This window comes from Streptosporangium sp. NPDC000509 (assembly GCF_042898365.1).
Classification (GTDB): domain Bacteria; phylum Actinomycetota; class Actinomycetes; order Streptosporangiales; family Streptosporangiaceae; genus Streptosporangium.
Genome location: NZ_JBIAYX010000001.1, coordinates 42,530 through 66,548, shown reverse-complemented (window position 1 = coordinate 66,548; position 24,019 = coordinate 42,530). Strand labels below are relative to the sequence as shown.

General features: G+C 70.2%; 17 protein-coding genes. 12 read left to right on the top strand and 5 right to left on the bottom strand.

Translation table 11 applies throughout. The features are described 5' to 3' along the window. Nucleotides 1–87 precede the first annotated feature (87 nt). The gene (locus tag ACFY3D_RS00140; RefSeq protein ID WP_389972891.1) at nucleotides 88–1,410 is read right to left on the bottom strand and encodes a cellulose binding domain-containing protein; all 1,323 of its coding nucleotides are present in this window, start codon (nucleotides 1,408–1,410) and stop codon (nucleotides 88–90) included. Nucleotides 1,411–1,949: 539 nt separating this feature from the next. On the opposite strand from ACFY3D_RS00140, the gene ACFY3D_RS00135 reads away from it, so the two are divergent. After that, nucleotides 1,950–2,168 (top strand): hypothetical protein, encoded by a 219-nt coding sequence (locus ACFY3D_RS00135; RefSeq protein ID WP_350947101.1) that lies wholly within the window; start codon nucleotides 1,950–1,952, stop codon nucleotides 2,166–2,168. A gap of 132 nt (nucleotides 2,169–2,300) precedes the next feature. Here the strand turns inward: ACFY3D_RS00135 and ACFY3D_RS00130 are convergent, their stop codons facing one another. Then, nucleotides 2,301–3,314 carry a LacI family DNA-binding transcriptional regulator gene (locus ACFY3D_RS00130; protein WP_389972888.1) on the bottom strand — a complete coding sequence of 338 codons (1,014 nt, stop codon included), beginning with the start codon at nucleotides 3,312–3,314 and terminating at the stop codon, nucleotides 2,301–2,303. Between the two features lie 265 nt (nucleotides 3,315–3,579). Here ACFY3D_RS00130 and ACFY3D_RS00125 point away from each other — a divergent pair, with 265 nt between their 5' ends. Further along, nucleotides 3,580–4,482, top strand: a complete 903-nt coding sequence (locus ACFY3D_RS00125) for a hypothetical protein (protein WP_389972885.1) — start codon at nucleotides 3,580–3,582, stop codon at nucleotides 4,480–4,482. A gap of 113 nt (nucleotides 4,483–4,595) precedes the next feature. Here the strand turns inward: ACFY3D_RS00125 and ACFY3D_RS00120 are convergent, their stop codons facing one another. After that, a complete protein-coding gene (locus tag ACFY3D_RS00120; RefSeq protein WP_389972882.1) occupies nucleotides 4,596–6,230 on the bottom strand; it encodes a serine/threonine protein kinase in 1,635 nt (544 codons plus the stop codon). Nucleotides 6,231–6,573: 343 nt separating this feature from the next. On the opposite strand from ACFY3D_RS00120, the gene ACFY3D_RS00115 reads away from it, so the two are divergent. Continuing rightward, a complete protein-coding gene (locus tag ACFY3D_RS00115) occupies nucleotides 6,574–6,915 on the top strand; it encodes a hypothetical protein (RefSeq protein ID WP_389972879.1) in 342 nt (113 codons plus the stop codon). A 330-nt stretch (nucleotides 6,916–7,245) separates the two neighbouring features. Here ACFY3D_RS00115 and manA read toward each other — a convergent pair whose 3' ends face one another. Continuing rightward, nucleotides 7,246–8,349: a mannose-6-phosphate isomerase, class I gene (manA, locus tag ACFY3D_RS00110; protein ID WP_389972876.1), complete on the bottom strand. Its 1,104-nt coding sequence runs from the start codon at nucleotides 8,347–8,349 to the stop codon at nucleotides 7,246–7,248. Continuing rightward, on the bottom strand, nucleotides 8,346–8,486 hold the full coding sequence (locus ACFY3D_RS00105) for a hypothetical protein (protein ID WP_362907097.1): 141 nt from the start codon (nucleotides 8,484–8,486) through the stop codon (nucleotides 8,346–8,348). Before ACFY3D_RS00105 ends, manA begins: the two co-directional genes overlap by 4 nt. 453 nt (nucleotides 8,487–8,939) lie before the next feature. Here ACFY3D_RS00105 and rfbC point away from each other — a divergent pair, with 453 nt between their 5' ends. The 9 genes from rfbC to ACFY3D_RS00060 all read left to right on the top strand — a co-directional run bounded on the left by rfbC (nucleotide 8,940) and on the right by ACFY3D_RS00060 (nucleotide 23,827). After that, nucleotides 8,940–9,533, top strand: a complete 594-nt coding sequence (gene rfbC, locus ACFY3D_RS00100; protein WP_389972873.1) for a dTDP-4-dehydrorhamnose 3,5-epimerase — start codon at nucleotides 8,940–8,942, stop codon at nucleotides 9,531–9,533. A 419-nt stretch (nucleotides 9,534–9,952) separates the two neighbouring features. Further along, nucleotides 9,953–12,811, top strand: coding sequence for a BREX system ATP-binding domain-containing protein (locus ACFY3D_RS00095; RefSeq protein WP_389972870.1), 2,859 nt, complete (start codon nucleotides 9,953–9,955; stop codon nucleotides 12,809–12,811). A gap of 91 nt (nucleotides 12,812–12,902) precedes the next feature. Beyond that, entirely contained in the window at nucleotides 12,903–13,733 is an 831-nt protein-coding gene (locus ACFY3D_RS00090) for a DUF742 domain-containing protein (RefSeq protein WP_389972867.1), read from the top strand. A 102-nt stretch (nucleotides 13,734–13,835) separates the two neighbouring features. Beyond that, complete coding sequence (locus ACFY3D_RS00085) at nucleotides 13,836–15,281, top strand: acyl-CoA carboxylase subunit beta (protein WP_389972864.1); 1,446 nt, start codon at nucleotides 13,836–13,838, stop codon at nucleotides 15,279–15,281. A 605-nt stretch (nucleotides 15,282–15,886) separates the two neighbouring features. Continuing rightward, nucleotides 15,887–18,676 carry an AAA family ATPase gene (locus ACFY3D_RS00080; protein WP_389972861.1) on the top strand — a complete coding sequence of 930 codons (2,790 nt, stop codon included), beginning with the start codon at nucleotides 15,887–15,889 and terminating at the stop codon, nucleotides 18,674–18,676. Next, the gene (locus ACFY3D_RS00075; RefSeq protein ID WP_389972858.1) at nucleotides 18,669–21,518 is read left to right on the top strand and encodes an ATP-binding protein; all 2,850 of its coding nucleotides are present in this window, start codon (nucleotides 18,669–18,671) and stop codon (nucleotides 21,516–21,518) included. The genes ACFY3D_RS00080 and ACFY3D_RS00075 overlap by 8 nt, the downstream gene beginning before the upstream one ends. Nucleotides 21,519–22,082: 564 nt before the next feature. Further along, on the top strand, nucleotides 22,083–22,853 hold the full coding sequence (locus ACFY3D_RS00070) for a LuxR C-terminal-related transcriptional regulator (RefSeq protein ID WP_389972855.1): 771 nt from the start codon (nucleotides 22,083–22,085) through the stop codon (nucleotides 22,851–22,853). Nucleotides 22,854–22,927: 74 nt separating this feature from the next. Beyond that, the gene (locus ACFY3D_RS00065; protein WP_362521194.1) at nucleotides 22,928–23,137 is read left to right on the top strand and encodes a DUF5988 family protein; all 210 of its coding nucleotides are present in this window, start codon (nucleotides 22,928–22,930) and stop codon (nucleotides 23,135–23,137) included. Nucleotides 23,138–23,296: 159 nt separating this feature from the next. Next, a complete protein-coding gene (locus ACFY3D_RS00060; protein WP_389972852.1) occupies nucleotides 23,297–23,827 on the top strand; it encodes a cold shock domain-containing protein in 531 nt (176 codons plus the stop codon). The last annotated feature ends 192 nt before the right edge of the window (nucleotides 23,828–24,019 follow it).

The following is a 24,019-nucleotide window of genomic DNA, read 5'->3' as shown; positions in this document are numbered from 1 at the left end:
GTTTCCCAGAATGTAATTCTTTGGAATCCCGGCGACAGCAGAACGATGCCGGGCCCTCGCCGTTCGGCTCGGGCCCGGCACGTCGTCTCAGGCGGGCACTCTCGTGCAGACGAGGTTGTTGAGTTTGAACTGGGCCGGAATGCCGTTCGTCCCGGTGGCGGTCGCCGAGAAGCCGAGGCTCTGACTGGAGCCGGGGCCGATGTAGGAGTTATGGCCGGCGTCACGGGCGGTCACCTGGGTGCCGGCCTGGGCCACCGTGGCGTTCCAGGCGGTGGTGATCTGCTGGTTGCCCGGCCAGGTCCACGTCAGGGTCCAGCCCTCGATGGGGGTGGTGCCGGTGTTCCTGATGGTCGCGCTGCCGTTGAAGGCGCCGTTCCAGACGCCGGTGGAGTAGGTGACCTCGCAGGAGGTGCCCATTTTGAGCCCGCCGCGCAGGAAGGTGGTGAAGTTGGCCCAGGTGGGGTTCAACGTACCGGTGCCGACGGTCTCGGAGCAGTTGGCGGTGGTGCGGACGGTCTGCAGGCCGTGCCGGGCGGGGTCCATGATCTGGGGCATCATGTGGTCCGCGCCGGGCACCGAGATGAACGTGGCCCTGCCGCACTGGGCCTTGATCCTGTTGTAGAGCAGGAGGCTCTGCCCGTGCGGCACCAGGAAGTCGGCCTGGCCGTGCATGAACATCAGCGGCGGGTCGTTGCTGTCGACGTAGGTCATCGGATTGGCCTGGGCCACCGTGGCCGGACAGGTCTGGATCGGGCAGCCGACCAGGAGGGACTCGGGGGAGGCGGGGGAGTTGTGGTCGAGCCCGCCGGTCGGCAGGTTCTGCGTGTTCATCTGCAGGAAGTCGGTCGGACTGAAGAAGGCGAGTCCTGCCTGCACCGCGCTGGAGACGCCGGTCGTGCCGACGGTGCCCTCCAGTGCGGCCACGCCACCGGAGAAGGTGGCCATCTCGGTCAGCCAGCCGCCCGAGGAGTCGCCCATGATCGCGAATCGATTGGGGTCGAGCTGGTACGTGGCGGCGTTCGCGCGCAGCCAGCGGATGGCCGCCTTGATGTCGTGCACCTGGGCCGGGAAGATCGCTTGGGCGCTGGAGCGGACGCTGACCCCGGCCACGGCGAAACCCAGGGGGGTGAAGATGTCCGCGATCGCGTCCGCGCCGGCCTTGCCGTCGTCACTCGTCCACGCCGAGCCGGTGTGCCAGATCAGCAGCGGCCGGGGCGTGATTCCGGTGGAGGGCAGGTAGAGGTCCAGCAGATGCCCCTTGCTACCGGCCGGTTGTGCGGGCGCGTAGGCGATGTCGGTGATCACCTGCGTGGCGTGAGCCGGTGGCGCGAAGACTGCTGACACGCCGACGACGGCCAGCATGGTCATCGCCATGCCGACGATCACGGCCGTGCGGATTCGAGCTTGCATGGTGCGACTCCGGTTGGTCGGATGCTCGCCGCTCGTCCCCGGTGACCGTCCGTGTTTCCTCTCGCGCCGTGGCGACCTCGATCAGCAGGCCGACCGTAGCGCCTGCGAGAACAACGTCCTGTTCGAGTGTCGCGGCTCACATCGATATGGGCGGGGCGACGATATGACACGTAAGTGATGGTGGTCAAAGTTTTCGATGCATCGTTCCAATAGAACAGGATGAGGGGCATAAATCGTACTTTGAGGATCAGGTGGTGCGAAGACAGGTCAGATCATCTATGGCATGCACAGGCGGTCGGATACGCGCCCGCGAGGCCTTTCAAGGCCGCCATGTCGGGAATTGGACAGCGGCTGGACCTTCGAGGGCGGGTGGCATGGGATTTACCGTCGGTAAACATCCGCGAAACATGTGCGGCCGGTGACAAGACCGATGAAAGTTTCATCCCCGTCCCGCGAATGATTCGAGTGCGATGATCTTCTCTGGTGCGGGCCGAGTGATAATGTTCACCTTCATGATCTCCCCAGTCACAGGAGGACGAATGCGAAAGGTACGCGCTGTTCTCGTCTCGGCCGTCATGGTCCTCGGAGTTTCGCTGACGACCGGCGCCGCCCCGGCGCACGCCGAGAGGCTGGCGGGTGTCTTCAAGGAGCACGCGGAGTGCGAGCGGATCGGAACCCACGGCATCACCGAGGACTGGTGGAACGACTACTCATGCGAGTGGGAGAGCCGGTACAGCTACTACTTCCTCTACGCGTGACCTCGTGAGACGCACGCCCCCCCGGCTCCGAGAGATCGAATCGGGGGCGCGTGCCCATGACCCGCGGCTCGCGGGATCGGCTCCCTCTCCGTCAGGCGGGCCCGCAGTCCGGTAGGGAACCGGCCGCCGGGATCAGCGCGGCGGGATGCCCCGCTCGACCAGCTCGGTGGGAAGCACCACGGTGCGCGGCCACGACCGATCCCCGCCGATCCGCCGGAACAGCAGCTCGGCGGCGGTCCTGGCCAGCTCGCGGGTGTCATAGGCGATCACCGTCAGCGGGTACGGCACCAGAGCGGCCATGTCGAAGTCGTCGAACCCGAGCAGCGCGGCGTCGCTGCCGCGCCGGTGCAGTTCCTCGACCGCGCCGAGGGTGATCCGGTTGTTCAGGCTGAAGAAGGCGGTCGGCGGATCCGGCAGGTCGAGCAGTTCGGAGACGGCCCGGGCCGCCGCGGCCGGGTCGCGGACGCCGTCGCGGAGCAGCCCGGTGTCGTACGGCGTGCCGGCCGAGGTCAGCGCGTCCCGCGCGCCGTCGAGCCGCTCGCGCATCGTGTGGACGCCGATCGAGTCGAGCAGGACCCCGATCCGCCGATGGCCCGCCTCGACGAGCCGGCACACCCCGGCCCGCGCGCCCCCGCGGTTGTCGAGCAGCACCGTGTCGGCGAGCAGCCCGCCCGCCGGACGGTCGAGAAAGACCACGGGGGTGCCGAGCTCGACCTCGGCGCGCAGGAACGAGTGGTCCTCACCGGCCGGCACCACGAGCAGCCCGTCGACGCGGCGGGCGCACATGTCCCGCAGCAGTTGCCGCTCGCGCGCCGGATCCTCCTCGGAATTGGCGATGATGAGCATCGTGCCGTGGTGCCCGGCGACCTCGGCGGCGGCTCCCGCGATCGTCGCGTAGAAAGGGTTCGCGATCTCCTCGATCAGCAACCCGATCGTGGCGGTCGCCTGCCCGGAACGCAGCGAGCTGGCCAGGTGGTTGCGGCGGAAGCCGAGTTCGGCCACGGCGGTGAGCACCCGCTCGACCAACTCGGGCTGTACGTGCGGAGCGTTGTTCACGACCCGCGAGACGGTCTTCAGGCTCACCCCGGCCCGGGCCGCCACGTCCACCATGGTGGGCCGCCTCGCACGGCCGCCATCGCTGGTCATACCCGAACCATACCGACAGGCCGTCCGCCACGTTGACAACGTTGTCCGATCCGGCCGTACCTGCTCATCGCCCACGACGCCCGCCCGGCGCGAGGATGACCACCGGGTGTCGGCCACGTGATCGAGTGCCTCCTGACCGGTGTCGGCCCGGGAAAGACCGGGGCCGACGGAGGTGCCGGAAGCACGAAACCCGCGAAAGGCCGCTCGGGGAGTGAGAAAGTGACGGGCAACCAGGTTGTAAGCGGGCCGCGAAGAATGGCTTTTCATGAAGAACCTCCCCTCACGCCTTGTCGCCCCCGTCCGGCAGGGTGCCTTCCTTGTCCTTCTCGTCCTCGCTCTGACGGCCCTCACCGGTTGCGGCCTCACCGGCGGCCGGACCGGAGAAGGGGCGGCCGCCCCCGCGCAGGTGACGAGCGAGGCGACCACCGCGCCCGTCGAGAGCGACTCCCCGGCCCAGCCGGAAAGCACGCCCGAGCAGGCGGAGACCGGCGGGCAGGACCCGCCTTCCGCGGCCGTCGAACCGGGCGGCACCCTCGTCGACGGCAGCACGGTCTCGGCCGAGCTGACCCGCGCGGGGGAGAGGCACAAATTCACGCTGGATCTGGGCGACGCCAGGGAGTTCTACGTCGCCGACATGGAGGGCGACGGCATCCAGTTCCAGGTGTTCTCCGACGTCGACGACGAGCCCCTGACCCCGGCCAGTGTCGATTTCAGCGCGGGTACGTCGCTCAGCAACAAGCTGACCAAGGTGGGCGGCCACCGCCTGGAGGTCTGGGGGAACACCAACGTGATCGGGGCGTACAGCTTCCGGATCGCGACCGTGAAGGTCCGCACGTTCCCCGCGACGATCGGCCTGAAGATCGGTGAGGGCAGCCCCGAGGGGGCGGGGTCGCTGGACGTCCCCGGACGGATCGACCGCTTCGAGTTCGACGCCGACGGTGCCAAGGCCATCAGGATCATCGCGGGAGGCGGGCCGTGCACCTCCATCGACGTCGAGCTCTACGACGCGGCGGAGAAGAGCCTCGCCGATCCCCGGCAGCCCTACCCACTGTGCGGCAACGAGTTCGACATGCCGCTCTCGGGCGGGGACGGGCGCTACGCGCTGGTCGTCAGGTCACCCGCGGCGAAGACCGGGTCGTACTCCTTCCAGATCGTGCGCGCCGGCTGAACGACGAGAAGTGAAGCGGGCGGGCGCTCCATAGGGCGGCGAGGGCAGTCGAGGGCAGTCGAGGGCAGGGCGGGAGCGGTGCGGGCCGGGCGATTTCGGAGGGCGCGGGGAGGTCAGGAGCGGCGCAGGGTCCCCCGGTACTCCAACGAGCCCCCGCCCTCCTGCTTCACGCAGTCCAGCGTCTGGGGGTCCTGCACCGTGAGGGTCATGTCCCCGCCCACGCACTGGCCGCGCTGCGCCACGTTCAGGTCGAGCACGGTGTCGCGTACGCGGGTGAGCGTGGCCTGCTGCTCGCAGTCACCGGACACCCAGGTCCCGGTGGATCCTCCCGGGTTCAGGGTGATCGTGACGTCGGCGGTGCGCCCGTGGTCGTCCTGCGAGACGACCTGTCCCGTCCAGGTTCCCGCGAAGGCCGAGGGGATGCCCCCTCCGGGAGCCGCGGGCGGTGCCGAGGCCGATCCGGAGGCCGGTGCCCGGTCGGGGGTTTCTTCAGGTCCGGAGGCCGGTGCCCGGTCGGCGGTGTCACCGGATCCGGAGGTCGGCGCCGGGCGGGAGGTCCCCTCGGATCCGCTCCGGGGCGCCGCCCCGTTCGCGGGGGAACCTCCGATCGTCCCCGTCGCGTACAGCACGCCGGCCGTCGCCAGACCCGCGAGGACGACGGCGGCCACCGGGATGGCCACGTTCCTCGCCCGCCGCGTGCCCCGCTCGCCGTACGGGGGCGCGTAGATCTTCGTGTCACGACCCGCCGTACCGGCGCCGCCCGGAGGTAGGAGCGCCGTGTCCCGTGCGGGGCCGGCCGGTTCGGTGGGCGTGGGGTGGACTCCGGACCGGACGACCGGTGGCGGCTCGGCCTCGACGGGACGGGTCAGGCCGCTCGGGGCGCGGTCCGACCAGCCGGAGGGGACGTACGCGCTGGGCACCGGGCCGACGTCGGGGACCGTGACGGTGGAGGCTCCGGGGTCGACCAGACGCACCAGAAGCGACCGGGCCGAGGGACGCGCCGCGGGGTCCTTGGACAGGCAGGCGGCCAGGGTCTCGCGCAGGCCCTGGGGAACGCCGGACAGGTCGGGTTCCTGGTTGATGATGCGGTTGAAGACCGCGGCGACGGTGTCGCTGCCGAACGGGGCACTGCCGGTCGCGGCGTAGAGCATGGTCGAGGCCCAGGCGAAGACGTCGGCCGCGGGTGATCCGTGCACCCCCATGAGCTGCTCGGGAGCCATGTAGGGCGGGGTGCCCGACATCGTCATGGACGCCGTGTCGGCGTCGAGGGGCCGGGCGATACCGAAGTCGACCACGCGCGGCCCGTCGGGGCCGAGAAGCACGTTGGCCGGTTTGAAGTCCCGGTGAACCACCCCCGCGCCGTGGATGGCCGCGAGCGCGGAGGCCGTGCCGACGGCGAGCCGTTCGAGGTCACCGTCGCGCAGCGGACCGTCGTCGCGCACCCGTTCCTGCAGCGAGGGGCCCGCCACGAACTCGCTCACCACGTAGGGGTCCGGCCGGTCGAGCTCCGCCGCGAGCACCCGGGCCGTGCAGAAGGGGGCCACCCGGCGGGCCGACTCCAGCTCCCTGGCGAGCCGGCGGCGGATGTCGGGATTCGTGCCGCCCTTGAGGACCTTGATCGCGACACGGTCGCCGGAGGCGCTCCACCCCTCGTAGACGATGCCCTGACCGCCCTCGCCGAGGCGCCCCACGACCTGGAACGCTCCCAGCGTGCGCGGGTCATCCGGTTCCAGCGGGCCAGCGGCCATGAGCTCCTCCATGCACGTCGGCGCGGGTCCCCAGCGTAACGACGGCGGTGGCCGGGCCGCCACGGTCGCGTCGGGCCGAGGGGAGTGGGAGGACCGCACGTCCGCGGGGAGGGCGACGGGGTGTGGAAGCCGGCCTCCTCGATCGTCGTACGCCGATCGAGGCCGTGCCGGGGGACGAGGGCGAGCCGGAAACGGCCGGGTGGGAAGCCCGTCTCCGAGCGGGAGGTGACGGGGCGCTTCGCCGTACGGACGGCTGGTTTGCCGCACCCCTCGCGGGGCAGGCGGCCGGTGATCGGAGACGCCGTCTCCGATCACCGCCGACGGTCAGGGAGGTGCGATCCCGATGAGCGCGCACACGCTGTCGGTCGCGTTCAGCTGGGCCCTGCTGGGGATCGGATGCGTGATGGCCGCGCACGGCGTTCGCGTGCTGCTGAAGGGCCGGGTTCCGCTGATGGTCTCCAGGCGGGGCGGGGTCCTGCGGGTGAGGCCGTACGCGTGGTCGCTGCTGTTCTTCGCGCTGTTCGCCGTCTCGACCGCGTCGCCCCGGCTGCTGGAGCGGACGGACGAACTGTCGCTCACCCTCTTCACCCTGCTCGCGCTCGCCTTCGCGGTGGTGGCGCTCACCCTGATGGCGAAGGCGAAAAGGGTGCTGGAGTCCACGACATCACACGACAGGGAAACCTGAGGACGACTTGGCCCCTGTTCTTCGACGCGTCCGGTCCCGGCTCCCCCCGTTGGAGCCGGGACCGGGACGCTCAGCCGGTCGCGAGGTGCTCGGCTTCGTGGTGCAGTACCTCGACCAGGATCAGCTCCAGACGGAGGTCTGGATCCGTGAGGTCGTCGGACGGTGTCATCGGATACCTCCAGCCTCGCTGGTGGGGACGCCCCGACCACCCCGGGGGTTATCCGCCATAGCAGGCCGGTATGGACGCGAGGGCGCCCGCCCGCCGTGGATCGCGCCCGCCCGCGGCCTCACGAGGGAGGGGCGGACGGGCGTGAGCCGCTGGTCAGGCGCCTAGTCGATCCCCGGTTCCGCCCAGAAGACCGTTCCCGGGCCGCGCAACTCGACGGGTCCCTGGGCGGCGGAGACGAAGACCGACTCGCCGGCCCGCAGGGGGTGCCCGCCGCTCTCGACCTCGCCTTCGGTGCACAACAGGATGCGCGGCACGCCGCCCTGCAGGGTGAGGCCGGAACCGGGGACGGCCGTACCGAGGCGGAACTCGGGGGCGGGGGTGCGGTAGAGATCGCCGACCGGCTCGACCTGGAGGGCCGGAAGCGAGGGGTCGGTGACCCGCAGCAGCTCCTCCACGTCCATCGGCTTGCCGGTCAGCCCGGCGCGCAGCACGTTGTCGGAGCCGCCCATGATCTCCACGCCGAACCCGCTCAGATAGCAGTGCAGGACCCCGGCACCCAGGAAGAGCGCCTCACCGGGCCGCAGCTCGTGGCGCCGCAGGAACAGCGGGGCCAGGCAGGCGGGGTCTTCCGGGTGGATCTCCGTCAGGCGTACGACCAGCTCGTTCTCGGGACCTCCGGCGAAGGAGGCGGCCCGCGCGATGTCGGCCACGAGATCGGCTCTGCCGTCTTTCGGCCACTCCACCAGGACGCGGAGCGCGGCGGAGGCGTCTCCGGCCGCCAGCGGCGCGACGACGGGCTCCAGCTCCGGTACGCCCAGGGCGCCGATGAGGGCCGCGGCCTCCTCGGGAGGACGGAACCCGGCCAGCGCGGTGAACGGGGTCAGCGCGCAGATCAGCTCGGGCTTGGGGAAGGGGTCGACGTAGGTGCCCCGGGCGTGCCCTTCCCTGGCCTGCTCCTGGGAGGGGTGAACCTGGAGCGAGAGCGGCAGGTCCACGGCGATCAGCTTCAGCAGGTACGGCAACCGCGAGCCGAACCGTTCGACGGTCTTTTCGCCCAGCTCTGTCTCGGGGGCGGCGGACACCACCTCGGCGAGGGAGTGCCACGTCCCCTGGCGAAGCACCGACGAGGAGCCGGACGGGTGGGTGCCGAACCACATCTCCGCCTCGGGCAGCTCGGTGGGGGAGGGGCGCCCGGTGAGTGCGGCGATGGCCGTGCGCGAACCCCAGTCGTAGTTCTTCACGGGGTTGCGGAGGAGGTCGATCATGACGCCTCCACCGGAGCGGACGCGGTGCCGCCGGGTCGCCCGCCGTCGTTCTCCGGCCGGGAGGAACGCCGTGCGGGCGTGCCGCCAGGGCCGGTCCCGCCTGCCGCGCGGGCGGCGGGGATGAAGGAGTCGTTCATGATCCTCTGTGTCCGTGTGTGTTCGTGAGCGGAAATCTAATGAATGTCGCAGAACGTCGATGCTACGCGTCTCCGTGCCGGGTGGCCGTCGGGGCGTCGGCGGGACCCGGTGCCGCGCCCGTGGGGAGGAGAGGATCGCCCCGGGAACGGGTCGTCGCGCCGATCGTGAACCCGGTTTTCCCGGCCGCTCCCCCGAGCGGGTGAACGAGGCTCGTGATGGCCGGAAGTGGCCAGATCGGCCGGTCACCGGCCTGATGGGCGCCCACCTGGGATGATCCGCCCGCCCGGCACTGGAACGGTCCCGCGAAGGACCGTACGTGCCTTCGCGGGGTACCGCGACGGGTTCACAAGGGGGCGATGGTCGGAGGAGACTCCGCTGGGAGCACCCGTCGCGCGTGCCGTCCGAGGGTTCCCCTCCCCGGATGAGGCGGGGTCACGGAAGGAGAGGTGGGCATGCGTTCACTCGGCATCGAGGGTGCGTGGGTGTTCGAACCGGAGGTGTTCCCCGACGATCGGGGCAGCTTCCACGAGTGGTTCCGCGCGGAGAGCTTCCGTGAGGCCACCGGCCGGCCCCTCGCCCTCTCGCAGGCGAACTACTCGGTCTCGCGCCGGGGGACGCTGCGCGGCGTGCACTTCGCCGACGTCCCGCCGAGTCAGGCCAAATACCTCAAGTGCGTCAAAGGTGCGGTTTTCGATGTAGTCGTCGACATCCGCGTTGGATCGCCCACCTTCGGGCGGTGGGAGTCGGTGATCCTGGACGACAAGGACCACCGGGCCGTGTACGTCTCCGAGGGGCTCGGTCACGCCTTCATGGCGCTGACCGACGACGCGACCGTGGTGTACCTCTGCTCGGAGGGGTACGCGCCGAGGCGTGAGCACGGGATCGATCCTCTCGACCCCGAGCTGGGGATCGACTGGCCCGCCGGAGTGACGCCGCTGCTGTCGGACAAGGACGCGACGGCCCCGACTTTCTCCGAGGCTCGGCGGCAGGGTCTGCTCCCCGCCTACGAGGAGTGCAGCCGGTTCTACGCCAGACTCCAGGCCTGAGACGGGCTCGAGAAGACGGGTGTGAGACGGTGTGCGGCCGTCGCGGGCGACGGTGGGTACGGAAGGCACGCCCCGCTCGCCCGGCCCCTGACGGGCGGTCCGCCGGAGGGGCGCCGCCCCCGGCGAAGGCGGGTTCGGATGAACTCGCGGCAAAGAGGTCTTTGCCGAGCGAGATTCTAGAAGCTAACGTCGGAAAAACATCGGAAACACGGCTGTACCGGATCAGTGGATGACCGGGCGCCCGTCCGGAGGTGGCATGTCGATGCCCGCGCGATCCCCGCACGCCCTGCGACGGCGTCTCGAATGTTCCCGGTCACGTTGACGTCGGTGTCGGCCCGGTGCCCGCACGCCACGCACAAGAAGAGCGCATGGCTCTCACGACCCCCTCTTGGCGAGATTCGGTGACCTGATGGAGCGAGATGGTGACCATGTCGGGACGGATCTTCCACGGCGAGGCCAGGCCGGTGGGCCGGGAAGCGGAGTTCCGCACACTGGTGTCCTGGCTGGAGGGGGCCGCGGAGGGCGAGGCGTCTCTGACGCTGTTGCGAGGACCCACGGGATCGGGGAAGACCGCCCTGCTGGAGGCACTTGAGCGATATGCCCGCAGTGTCGGAGTGACGATCCTGCGCGGCTCCTGCTCGCCCGCGGGGGCCCGCCTGCCATGGAGCGGTACGGAAAGCCTGTTCGGCGGAGCGCCGCTTCCGACGCGAGGTGGCACCGTACCGCTGTCACACCTGTTGTTCCGGCGTGTCGGCGAGGCGGCCGCGTCGGGACCGGTGGCCCTCATGCTCGACGACACGCAGTGGTGCGACGAGGAGTCGTTGGCATGGCTGGACTTCCTGGTGAACCGTGGGCATCATCTGCCGCTGTTCGTCCTGCTCGCTCAGCACCGCTCCGGCCCGTCGAACGGGCGGGCGGTTCCCGGTGTCGCCGCGCGCGGGCACCGCGTCGTCGACCTCGGGCCGCTCTCCGAGGAGGACGCGGGGAAGCTGGCCCGGCGGTGCTGGGAGACCGTGCCAAAAGAGTTGTTCGTCCGCCTGTGCACCAGTGTTTGCCGGGGCAACCTGGCACTGCTCGCGCGGCTGTTCAAGCGCCTGAGCGAGGAGGGCGTGCCACCTGACGCCCGAGGCGAGTCCAGGGCCGCCGAACTCGGCGCCGAACTCCACGCCGGACATCTGCTCGCGACGCTCGACCGCCGGCCGGCATACGTGCGTGGGGTCGTGGAGGCCTTCGCGGTGCTGGGACACTCCGACGCGGAACTGGTGGGCATGCTGGCCGGGGTCCCCGAGCCGCTGGTGACCGCCGCGATCGAGATCCTGCGCGACGAGGAGATCATCGACGTCGGCCTGGCCGAGTTGAACGAGCATCATGTGCGGACCGCGGTGCTGAACGACATGCCGACCGCCGCGCTCGACCGACGGCGGGAACTGGCCGCCAGGCTGCTCAACGACGGAGGCCGTCCGGCCGAGGAGGTCAGCGCGCAACTGGCGCTGCTGCCCGCACTTCCCGAGACCTGGATGCGGGGCGTGCTCGGGGAGGGAGCACGCCGTGCCGAGTCGAACGGGGACGCGGAGGTCGCGGCGCACTACCTGGGCCGGATGGTGATGGCCGATCCCGCCGACGTCGGCGCGCGGGCCGACCTCGCGCGGCTGATCGGACACGACGATCCGGCGAGAGCGTACGCGATGCTCTGCGACGGGCTGCGGGAGACGGGCGACGTGCGGGGAAGAGCACGTCTGGCGATCCAGATGTCGCGGGTCGCACCGCCGCTGGGCAGGGAACCGGAGGTGGTCTCGACGCTGAACGCCGTCCTGGCGGAACTCGACGGAGCGGCCACCGGGGATCACGAGTCGCGGATGCTGGTGGAGTCCGCGCTGTTGCTGATCGGGTGGAACCGCAGGTCCACCGCGAAGACCGTCTCGGAATGGGCGGTGATGTCGCGGACCCCCGGGGTGTCCGCCGGAGGCGGACGCGAACTGCTCGCCGGGCGGTCCCTGGTCTTCGCCATGTCGGGTTTCTCGTCCCGGACCTGCCTGCCGCTGGCCCGTAAGGCGCTCAGCGGCCCGGACGAGGTCTCCTGGAGCCAGGCGGTCGGTGCCGCCGCGTACGTGCTCTCACTCGCCGACGAGGTCGAGGAGGCGGTGCGAGCCATGGGCCGGGTGATCTCGCACGGCGCGGAGCAGGGGGACACCTGGGGGCAGGTGATGGCCCTGTCCAGGCGGTCGTGGATCCTGGGGGAGGCGGGCAACCTCGACGGGGCGCTGGTGGACGCGATCAGGGCCATGAAACTGGCGGACGAGCAGCCGTGGTCGAGAAGTGTGACGGCACCGCGGACGGCCCTGGGCGCGGTGCTCGCCTGGCGGGGGGATCTCGGCCAGGCCGCTGCCGTACTCGGCCAGCTGGGCACGCCGGACGTGGAGGACTACCTTCTCGACTATCCACGGGTGCTGATGACGAAGTCGTATCTGGCGGCGTCGCGAGGTGACCACGCGAGCGCGCTGTCGTCCCTGACCGAGTGCGGTGCGCTGCTCGCCGAGGCCGTCGTCAGGCATCCGATGTTCGTGCCGTGGTGGCTGGAGGCGGCCTGTCTCCTCGCCGAACTGGGGCGTGGGAACGAGGCGGGAGAGTTCGTCGAGCACGGCGAGGAACTCGCCGAGGCCTGGGGGAACGCGCCTGCCCGAGGACTCGCCCTGCTGGCGAGGGGGGCGGTCGCGGAGGGAGTCGACGGGGTGGAGACGCTCACCGAGGCGGTGGAGACGCTGACCGGGACCCAGGCGCGCTGGTATCTGGTCAGGGCCGAGAGTCTGCTGGGCGAGGCGCTGCTGCGGATGGACGACCGCGAGGGCGCCCGCGGACATTTCCGTCGCGCCGTGCACCTGTCGGTGCGGTGCGGATTTCGCAGGCTGGCCGAGCAGGCCCGTGGCCGGCTCGTCGCCGCGGGCGGCCGGATGTACCAGGGAGCCGGTGGGGTCAAGAACGTGCTGACCACGGGAGAGGGGCGCGTGGCGGAACTCGCGGCGACCGGTGCGACCAATCAGGAGATCGCCCAGGCCCTGCGCATCACGTTGCGCACCGTCGAAAGCCATCTCACCAGCGTCTTTCGCAAGCTGGACGTGAGTGGCCGTGCGGATCTGGGATGGGCGCTGGAAACGCTTCCCACCCCCTCGCCGAATTCGCCAGCGGATTCGCGGAATACTATGCAAACACCTAGGTATCGCCGAGGACAATCAGCAGACCTCCGCGGAGAGCAGCGAACACGCGGCGAAATCGCGGGGTGACGGATCGCGATGATCTCGATGGGATGATCATATCCCATCATCGTGTGATCTTAAGGCCAATGATCTTTCGAGAGCAGGTGAGATCCCGGCGATGTCCAACGGCAGGAGGCGACGACGGCGATTCGCTGACAAACCCAGCTACCATGCGTCCGCTTTCGGCGGCTGGGGCGACTACAGGACCTGGGCCGAGCACCAGTTCCTGCCCAAACCCGCGGAAGAGGCGGCGGAGGACGCGCGGGACGTCGAGGTGGACGACGGCGCGCGGGAGATCGAGGCGCACGACGGCGCGCGGGACGTCGAAGCGGACGACGGTGTGTGGGATGCCGAGGTGGCCGTCGCCGGTGAGGAAGGGACGCACGACGCTCCGGAGGGGTACGGCGCTCCGGAGAGGTACGACGTCCCGGAAGGGTACGACGCTCCGGAGAGGTATGACGTCCCGGAGAGGTCGTGGGCGGACGCCGACGAGCACCACTACGTCGAAAGCTTCCCGGACGCGGTGCCTCGGGTCGCCCCCGCGCCGGCAACGGACCCGGACTGGGCGCCTTCGTCCTCGACGAGGTACGAGCACGAGAACTCGCGGCCGGTCGGACCGCGACCGTACGTGATCTCCGGAGGGCGTACGCACGGCGACGCCCCGCTGCGGATGGACTCGCTGATCTCGGTGACGCCGCAGGGCACGATGAGCGCCGACGATCCCGCGCTGTCCCCGGAATATCGCTGGATCTGCGACATGTGCCGGGAGCCCATGGCGGTGGTCGAGATCGCGGGGCGCCTCAGGATGCCGATCGGGGTGGCCATCGTCCTGATCGGTGACGCGATCGGTTGGAACCTCCTCAGAGTGCATCCGCTCGCCGAGGTCGACAACCAGCCGTCGCTCAACATCATCACGCGCGTGCGCGAGGGGCTGCTCCGGCTGCCCTGACGCGGGACGTCTGTGGACCGGGCGGGCAAGACTAGGGGTTTTCCCGGCGCCGCCGCTGGTTCACTTACGGCTCGGACGACGGGCGATTCGCAGAGGTGAGCGATGACATTTCCCTCAGTGGCTGTGGTGGACCGAGACGAGCCGTCCCTTGACCACCGCGACCCGGCGGTTCGGATGTCACGGCTGTCGGATCCGGGCTCGCTGGAGATCATCCACCGGCGCGAAGGCGTGGGAGTGGTGGTCGCCTACGGCCGGGTCGACGGCGTGCGAGTAGTGATCTACTGCACCGACGCCACCGTGAAGGGCGGTGCGATCGGGATCGACGAGTGCCCGCTGATCGCCGACGCCATCGACCTCGCGGTGCGCGAACGCTGCCCGGTGATCGGCGTGTGGCACTCCGGCGGCGCGAAGCTCAACGAAGGCGTGTCGGCGATGCACGAGATCGGGGAGATGTTCGCCGCGATGGTCCGGGCCTCGGGCGAGGTCCCGCAACTGTCCGTCGTGCTCGGTCCCGCGGCGGGCGGCGCGGCCTACGGTCCTGCGCTGACCGACATCGTGATCATGTCTGACGCCGCCCGCGTCTTCGTCACAGGCCCGGACGTCGTCAGGTCGGTCACCGGCGAGCAGATCGACATGGAGAGCCTCGGCGGGCCGGACGCGCACAGCAGGAAGTCCGGGGTGGCCCACATCGCCACGGGGTCGGAGGAGGAGGCCTTCGCCCAGGCCCGCCGGCTCGTCGCGCTGCTGGCGAAGCCGGGATTCGTCGACGTGGACTCGGTGCGCGAGGCGAGGCCGCTGCGCGACCTGCTCCCCGACTCACCCCGGCGCGCGTACGACGTGCGCCCGCTGGTCAAGGCGGTCCTGGACGGCGGGGACGCAGAGAACGGGGAGCCGGGTTTCGTCGAGCTGCAGCCCAGATGGGCGCCGAACATGGTGATCGGGTTCGGCCGGCTCGCCGGGCGGACGGTAGGGGTGATCGCGAACAATCCGCTGCGCAAGGGCGGTTGCCTCGACTCGCTGTCCTCGGACAAGACATCAAGGTTCGTCCGGATGTGTGACTCGTTCGGCGTGCCCCTGCTCGTGCTGGTCGACGTCCCCGGCTACCTGCCCGGCGTCGGGCAGGAGTGGGAGGGGGTGGTCCGCCGGGGAGCGAAGCTGCTGCACGCGTTCGCCGAGGCGAGCGTTCCGCGGGTCACGTTGGTCACGCGCAAGTCCTACGGCGGCGCCTACATCGCGATGAACTCCCGGTCGCTCGGTGCCACCGCCGTGTTCGCGTGGCCGGAGGCCGAGGTGGCGATCATGGGCGCGAAGGCGGCGGTGGAGATCCTGCACCGCAAGAAGCTCGCCGCGGTGGCACAGGACGAGCGTGAGGAGCTGCTGGCCGGCCTGGCCGCGGAGCACGAGAGGATCGCGGGAGGCGTGGCCAGGGCGGTGAGCATCGGCGTCGTCGACGAGGTGATCGACCCGGCGTACACCCGGCTGCGGCTCGGCGAGGCCCTGGCCGCCGCCCCGGCGCGCCGGGGCCGCCACACCAACATCCCCCTGTAGACGCCAGGTGGCGGGCGCGCTGCGGTGCCGGTGAGATGCCGGTGAGATGCCGGTGAGGTGCGCGGTGAGGCGTGCGGTCGTCCGTCGCCGTCGTGCCCCGGCCCACCCGCTCCTCCTGCGGAGGGGATCGGCTTCTCCGAGACGCCGGCCCGGTGTCTCCGGTCATTCGAAGGAGAGGTGGTCAGGCCGTCGAACACAGATAAATAAAGGCAATCACAGGTAAATCCAAGGCAAATGCTTGTAAACCAACATTGCTGTGATTAAGGTCTCCTCAGTAGGCGATCGGAGTGCTTGAGATCAGGCGCATGCGTCGTCGATTCGAGGTGCGAAATGTGCAGCGATACTCGACACAGAGTCGAAGCCAAGGTCACGGACGGATCGCTCGGGCTGAACGGCGAGGTTCCCGCGCCCGTCCGTGGTACTGATGCGACCGTGGTCGGGGCTCCGAGCCTGCTCCGGAGGGTTTCGGCCCCCTCTCGTGCCACGGCAGGCCCCGGCGGGGAGTCCGAGAGGGTCTCGCCGACCGTCAGCGACGAGCCGGTGTCGTACGCATGGCGCTAGCGGAGGGGAAAGCCGCGACGCACGGGCCGGCACGCACGTGGTCGGTGAGTGTCACCGAGCGAGGCGCTCGGTGGAGGGACACCGCACCGGAGTTCCTGGCCGAGAGGGAAGGGCAGACACGCCTGCTGGGCGAGCAGGTGGCGATGCTCCTGCGCGGCCGTCCAGGAGTGGTGACCGTGCTCGGGGCGCCTGGCACGGGAAGGAGCGCGCTGCTCAGGGCGGTCGTCGCCCGCGCCAGGAAGGCCGGACTGCTCGCCGTTCTCGCCGGCTGCTCGCCCACCGAGGCCGATCTCCGCTACAGCGTGGTCTCGCAGATCGCCGCCGGACTGGCCGGCGCCGGATATCCGGCCTTCGCGCGGCGCCTGTGGGCGGAGGAGCAGCCGGCCACGACCTTGATTCCCGCGTTGTGCGGGGAGTTCGTGGCCCTCGCGGGCAACCGTCCGTTGCTGATCGCCCTGGACGACGCCCGGTGGGCGGACGAGGAATCGAAGGCATGGCTGGCGGCCATGACCCACCGGCTGCGGTATGCGCCGATTCTCCTGGTGCAGGCCGGAGCTCCCGGTGAAGACTGTGCCGTCGAACCGGTCACCGAGTCCGGACCGGTCTCCAGCAGCGTGATCCACGTGCCGCCGCTGCGCGAGCACGGGGTCCGGGAGGTGATCGTCTCCCGGTACGCGGGGCCCGTCGACGGGGCGTTCGTGACCGCGGCCACCGAGGCCACGGGCGGCAGCCCGGCGGCCCTGCTCGCCGTGCTCGACCATTTCGTGCGCGCCTCCCTGCCGCCCGTCGCGCGGCATGTTCCAGCTCTGCTGGAGCGGGCCGCCGAGGTGAGCGGCGACCGGATGGCGAGGGGCATCTCCCGCCTGCCCGCGGACGCGCTCGCGCTGCTGCTCGCGATAGCCGTCTGCGAGGGTGGGCTCGACACCGACCTGCTCGCCTCGCTGGCGCCACCGAGGACGATGTCCTCCGAGCAGGCACTGTCCGTCCTGGTGCGCCTGGGGCTGGTGACCGAGGGGAGGACCCCGTCGCCGGCGAGCCCCCTCATCGCCGACAGGGCGCTGGCCCGGATGGAGATCGGGGAGCGGCAGGCACTCGCGATGCGCGCCGTCGAGCTCGGGTACCGGGCGGCGATCCCGGAGGAACGGCTCGCCCGGTTGCTGCTCAACACGCGGCCGGTCGGCGCAGAATGGGTGGTGAGCCTGCTGAGCCGGGTGGCCACGCAGCGTCGTCTCGACGGGGACCACGAGGGCGCCGCGGCACTGCTCGGCCGGGCGCTCAGGGAACCGGTGGGGGACGAACAGCGGCAACGGCTGCTCATCGAGCTCGCGATGATGGAGGCGGACCGCAACTCGGAGACGAGCGACAGGCGGCTGCAGCAGGTGCTGCTGAACAGCGGTACCGAGGTGTCGGTCGGCACACTCGTCCGGGCGGCCGATCTGCTCGGCTCGCGGGGCGACGCGTCCGCCACGTACCGTGCCGTCGCGACGGCCCACACGCGCAGAGAGGCGGGTGGAGCCGGCCTCGAATCGCTGGCGGCCATCGGCTGGCTCGCGGAGAACGACTGCGCGATCGGTGATTCCGCGCTGCCCGTGCACTCGTTCCCCGAACCGTCCGACGAGCCGGGAGACCCCGTGCGGGCGGGTGTCGCGGCCTGGATGCTCGCCGCCAGGGGGGAACGTCTGCCGCAGGCGCGGGAACTGGCCAGGACGGCCTTCCAGGTGAGGGGTGAGGAGCAGCCGTTCAGCCCCAGGATCCACGCGGCGAGGGCGCTGCTCCTGGCCGACGAGGTCGCCGAGGCGGTGATCGGGCTGGACGAGGTCCTGGCCGACGCCCGGCGCTGCGGCGCACGGGCACCGGCCGCGCTGGCGCTGATCCACCGCGGCCGATGCGAGATGCGGCGGGGAAACCTCGGGCAGGCGGTGTACGACTTCGAGGCGGCACTGGCGGAGTTGCCGCTCACCTCGTGGCATCCGCGGATGGTCCCCTTCCTCGTCGCGACGGAGGCCTACCTGCATCTCGCCGGCCGGTCCGTGGAGAAGGCCGAGCAGTCGCTGGCCTTCGAGTTCCCTCCGGGGGCGGACCAGGGCGTGGCCTGGGCGGCACTGCTGTACGCCCGTGCCAGGGTGCACATGGAGCTGGCGGATCCCGAGGCCGCGCTGCGCGACATCAACGAGTGCGGGCGCGTGCTTCTGTCCAGGGGCTGGACGAATCCCGCGGTGCTGTCATGGCGATCGGTGGCCGCCGTGGCGAACAGCGCGTGCGGCAACGTCGAGACCGCCAGGCGGCTGGCGTTGGAGGGGCTGGAGCGGGCGAGGGAGTGGGGTGCCCCCAGCGCGCTGGATGTCGCGCGACGGTGCGCGTCACAGGTGCTGGACGGTGTCGAGGCGGCGAGCGGCCTCGGGCACGACGCGCGAATCCCGCGGAAGCCGGCGCCGTACGACCGCCCCGCGACGGTGCCGGCCGAGCCCGCCGCGGCGTCGTCGGCGGCGAGGAGATACGCCGCGACTCAGAGTCGGCAGAAGGCGACGGTGAGAATCGACACACCTGACGCTAGACTCACCGGACGGTCCGAGCGCCCCGCCGTGGAGGTTGTCGCGGAAGGACCGTCGGCGCCGAACGAAACGAGGTACCCACTGACCGCCAACGAGGAACGGGTCGCGGGGCTGGTCGCCGCGGGTCACTCGAACGCCTACATCGCGAGCGTCCTGTCGGTGAGCCTCCGGACGGTGGAGCTGCGGCTGACCACGATCTATCGCAAGCTCGCGGTCACCAACCGCAACGAGCTCGCCTCGCTTCTCGCCTCGATCCCGGCACCGCGGAACATGGGTGAGTGAATCCATGCTGCTGGAGCGGGAGAAGGAGCTGGCGCGGGCGGAGCAGGCGGTTCAGGCGGCCGTGGCGGGCAACGGGTCCATGATGGCGGTCATCGGCCCGCCCGGCGTCGGCAAGTCGGCGCTGTTGCGCACTTTGGCCGACGCGGCCGCCCCGCACGCGCGGGTCCTGCGCGCCGGCGGCACGCTCCTCGAACAGGACTTCGCGTTCGGTGTCGTCCAGCAGTTGTTCGAGCCGATCCTGGCCGGGGCGGAGAAGGACCGCTGGGATACCTGGTTCCAGGGCACGGCGAGCCTGGTGCAGGGGATGTTCTTCGGTGAGTCGCACGCGATCGGACCGAACCGGTCGCTCAGGCAGGAGTCGGTCCTGCAGGGGCTGAACTCGCTGATCGCCAACCTCAGCGAGGACGGCGAGGGCGGCGAGGGCGGCGAGGGCAGGGCCCTGGTGGTGGTGGTCGACGACCTGCAGTGGGCGGACGCGCCGTCCCTTCGCTGGCTGGCGTACCTCGCCAGGCGGCTGGACGGCACGCGGGTTCTGGTCGCCGCGGCCTTCTCCGAGGAGTGCGCGGCCTCCGACCCGATGCTGCTCAGGGAGATCGTCGCCTCGGGCGCCCGTACGCTGCACCCGAGGCCGCTCTCCGTCGGAGGGGTGCGCCGGTTGATCGGCGAGGAGTTCGGGGAGTCCTGCGACCTCGAATTCGCCCGAGCCTGTCACGAGGTGTCCGGTGGGAACCCCGCTTCGCTGGCCGCGATGCTGCACAGGTTGCGCACGGCCGGCTTCCAGCCGGTCGCGGCACGGGCCGGTGAGGTTCACGCCGCGAGCCAGCCGTTCCTCCGCGACCGCCGGATGTTCTGCCTCGGCATCCAGCCCGTGGTCGTCCGGGATCTCGCGCAGGCGATGGTCGTGCTCGGAGACCTGGCGGAGCCGGAGCTGATCAGCGAGCTCGCCGGTCTGGACAGCATCGACTACAAGTCCGCGATGCAGACCCTCGACCGCCTGGGTCTGCTCGCCGGCGGCGAGTCGCCGCGATTCGTCCACCAGAGCGTGCGGTACGGCATCGAATCGGGGATGAGCACCGACACGCGCGCCTCGATGCACCGCCGGGCGGCGTCGCTGCTGCACACCGTCGGCCACCCGGCCGAGCACGTCGCCGACCAGCTCCTGCAGGTCACCGCAGGGTACGAGGCATGGGAGATCGGCGTCCTGCGCGCGGCCGCCGGCGCCGCGCTCGAACGCGGTGCCGGAAGGAAGGCGGCCCGTTACATCCGGCACGCGCTGCTGGACAGGCCGCCGGACAGCGAGGCCCGGGGCCGGCTCCTGGTCGACCTGGCCGCCGCCGAGCGGGGATTCGACCTCGCGTCCTCGGTCACCCACATCTCGCAGGCCGTGCCGATGCTCACCTCGGTGACGGAGCGGGCGGAGGCGGTGCTGTGGATCCCGCCCGCGATCGGCACGGTCAACCCGTCATCGGGCGCGCTCGTCCAGGATGTGGCGCGGCAGCTCCATGAGCGGGGTCCTTCGTACGCGCAGGGAGACCTCGGCCTGCGGTTGGAGGCCCGCACCCGCTGTCTCGGGATGCAGGACGCCGCGCATCTCGGCGCGGCGGCCGACCGGCTGCGGGGGTTCGGCGCGGAGGTGCCGGTCTCCACGGGTTCCGGGCGGGAACTGCTGGCCGTGCTCGCCTACGCGGCGACGATGACCGGCGAGGTCACGGCCGCCGAGATCTCCGCCCTCGCCGGCCGGATCCTGGAGCGGGAGCCGCCGCGCGCGGGGCACGCCTACACCGCTCTCCCGCTGCTGGTCCAGGCGCTGGTCCTCGCCGACACGGCGGCCTCGGTGACCCCGTGGCTGGAGGCGATGCGAGAACAGGCTCAGCGCCAGGAGCTCGAAGGGGTCATCGCGCTGGTCAACGCGGAACGGAGCATGATCCTTCGCGCGTCGGGGCATGTGGTCCAGGCCAGGAGTACCGCGCTGAGCGTGGCCGACAACGCCGGTTCGTCCTGGCCGGAGGCGAGGACGCTGTCCATCTGGACGCTCGCCATGATCGCGCTTGAGACGCAGGACGTCGAACTGGGCGAGCGGGTGATCCGTACCAGTCCGGAGAGCGGTGACCTGCGGGTGGTCGTCGCGCATCGCATGGTGCGGGGGATGCTGGACGCGGTGCGGGGCGATCTGCCGGCCGCGCTGCACAGGTTCCTCGACAGCGGCAGGCAGCTGTCGCGCTGCGGGTGGACGAACGCGGCACTGTACCCCTGGCGGGTATGGGCCGCGGCGGTGAACCACCGGCTCGGAAGAGTGCAGGCGGCGACCGAGCTGGCCGACGAGGAGTACGCCTTCGCGTGGGCGTGGGGCGCTCCCGCGACGTACGGCCGCGCGCTGCGGCTGCGTGGAATGATCACTCCGGGTGAGGAGGGCGTCGATCTCCTCAAGCGGGCCGTCGAGACGCTTCGCCGTTCCGAGGATCGGATCGAGCTGTCCAGGACGCTCACGCTTCTCGGCAGAAGACTCGCGGAGCTGGGTGCCGACGACGCGGAGGAGTTCGTTTCCGAAGGCACGCGGGTCGCGAGAGAACGTGGCGTCTCCTGGGCCGAGGGCGACAGGGACTCGGAGCTGAACGGCCCGGCGCTGCGACTGTCCGCACCCGAGCGCGGCGAGCTGACCAAGACCGAGGAGACGGTCGTCGCCTTCGTGCTGCGGGGATGGACGAACCAGCGGATCGCCGACTCGCTCGGGGTGACCCGGCGTGCCGTCGAAAAAAGCCTGACGAGCACCTATCGCAAGCTCGGGGTGAGCGGCAGGGCGGCGCTCGTCGAGGAACTGGGCGCGCGGAACGCGGACGAATAGGCGGTGTGACAGACGGTGTGACGGCCGCTCCGCCGGATCCCGCCAGGCGAATCGCCGCCTGTCACCTTCTCGCAGGTCTCCGGGGCGTGGCCCCCGATTCCCGCCGCCGCCCGGCGCGGTCTCCGCGGCCGGACGGCCGGGTGATCCGCCGGCCGGATGCCTGAGCGATCACCTGGCCGAGGGCTGAAGAGCGGGGAGCCCGCGAAGTCGCCGCTTCGGGCCGGTCGGCGGAAATCCGCACCGAGGACCCCGGCCGGCGACGGGCATCACGGTTCGCCGGTCCGGCATGATCCGCATCACGGTTCGCGTGCCCGGCATGATCCGCGTCGTGACGGGTAATTTCCGGCGGGCGGTGTGCCGCCGTCGCCGCTTCGAGGGCCCCGGCCGCACGCGCGATATTTAGTGCGGAACGTGAACTATTTCGCCGGGTGGGCGCAGGGAAGTTCGGTACCGAACGAGACCGCCCCACCGCACCGCAAGGTCCGAACCGGACGCCTCACACACCACAGTCTTTTACTGTTTGTCGTGGGCTTACGTTGACCTGCTTTCGCACTGATTAATATCATGTTAATAAGTGGATTTGGTCGTTACCCCATAGTTATCGGGTCATCGTCTCGTCTGCTGGAGGAGAGGAATGGTAATCAGATGAGTATTGATATCGGCATCGCTCCGGTTGATGAGGAACGGCGGCTTCGGTTAGTCGGCCCACCCGCCGACGGGATAGACCAGTATCGTTCCTTTTTCGACCAGTCGGGAATCTGCGTGGCGAATCTCGACCACGCTACCAGGGTTATCGAGGCGAATCTCGAATTCACCCGGCAATTCGGGCGTTCCCTGGCGGACATTCGAGGGCTGGCGTTCTGCGAGTTGCTCCATCTGAGCGTCCGCGACAAGCTGGGACAGCAGTTCACCCATCTGACGGACCACCGGCGCGCCCGCTTCGAGGAGCGGGTGATCGCCGTGCGGCCGGACCAGACCGTGCTCGGCGGTGAGCTCACCGGGATCGCGCTGCACGGCGAGGCCGGCCACGTCGAGAGCGTCATGGTGGTGGTGCGACCCGACCGAGAGCAGCGTGACGACCTGCTGACCGGGAAAAAGAGGCTGCTCAGCAGCATGGAGGCGCGGGTACTCGAAGGGGTCGCCGCCGGGGTGTCGACCGTGCAGCTCGCGTCGATGCTGTACCTCAGCCGCGGTGGCGTGGAGTATCACGTGACGACGCTGCTGCGGAAGCTGAAGGCCACCAACCGCCCGGCTCTGGTCTCCAAGGCGTACTCCATGGGCATTTTCCGGCTCGGCTCCTGGCCGCCCCGGATTCTGCCCGAATTCGTGAAGTAAGTCCATGTAATCGGCCTGCGGTCGCGTGGTCGTCGAGACGGCCGCGCCGCCGGAACGGCAAGGGAGGTTTCATCGTGACCAGTGCGAAAATTGTGCTATCCGGTGGGCCGGAGCGACTTTCCGGTCAAAGCCCCGTTCGAACCATGGTCGCCCCGGAGGAGAAGGTGAAGATTCTCTCCGGTGCGGGATACGAGCACTTCGTGCACAACGGTGAATTTCTTACGGTCGACGGGGAGAACCTTCCGGTCTTCCAGTGGTCCGAGCGTACCAAGATAGCCGAGTAAACATACTCGACAATTTTGGAAGTGAGCGGTAAATCGTGTGCGGGATAACCGTGGTCGCGCTCCCACCCGAACCGGGAATGGGTTTCCGTGGTTACCGAAAACGATTCTCCGAGCAAGATGTACCCATTTCGGGAAAACGTGGCTCTGGTGAGGTGCGGTGTGGTGGTAACGGGTAAGCTCGTCAGCTTCGATGAATTTCGCGGATTCGGTTTCATCGCCCCCGACTCGGGTGGCGAAGACGTTTTCATGCACGTCAACGACCTGAACAGCGACAAGCGTCTCCTCTCGATCGACACGAGGGTCGAATTCAGGGTCGAGAACGGCGGAAAGGGACTGAAGGCGTCCCAGGTCCGCGTACTCGACAGGCCTGCCGCACCGAAGGCCGCCCTGTCCTCGCCGCCCTCGCCGTCCCTGTCGTCCTCACCGTCTCCGTCGGCTCCGCCCGCCGTGCCGAGACCCGCGCCGACGCCCGCGTCGATCGGGTCGGCGGCACCGGCACCGGCTGTCTCCGCCGCCGACCGCCAGGGCAACGACGCCGGTTTCTGTGACGTGCTCTCCGTCGGGGAAATGACGCAGGAGATCACGGAAGCCCTGCTCGTGGCCGTGCCGACGATGACGGCGGAACAGCTGCTGGGCGTCCGCCGATGCCTCGTCGGCCTCGCCCAGACACACGGCTGGGTCGAGGAGTAGCGCCTCCGGCACCGGGCCGCCGATCTCGCCGACCGGATGGCCCTGGTGCCCGATCACGCTCTCGCCGACGGTTCCGTGGGAGTTCGCGGTGAGCCCTCCAGTCTCTAAAGTCCCAGAAGTCCCAGGAATCCCTGGAGTCCGGTAATTCCGCGGCGTTTCCCGGCCTTCTCGACTCTGGTGGCAGGCCACTGT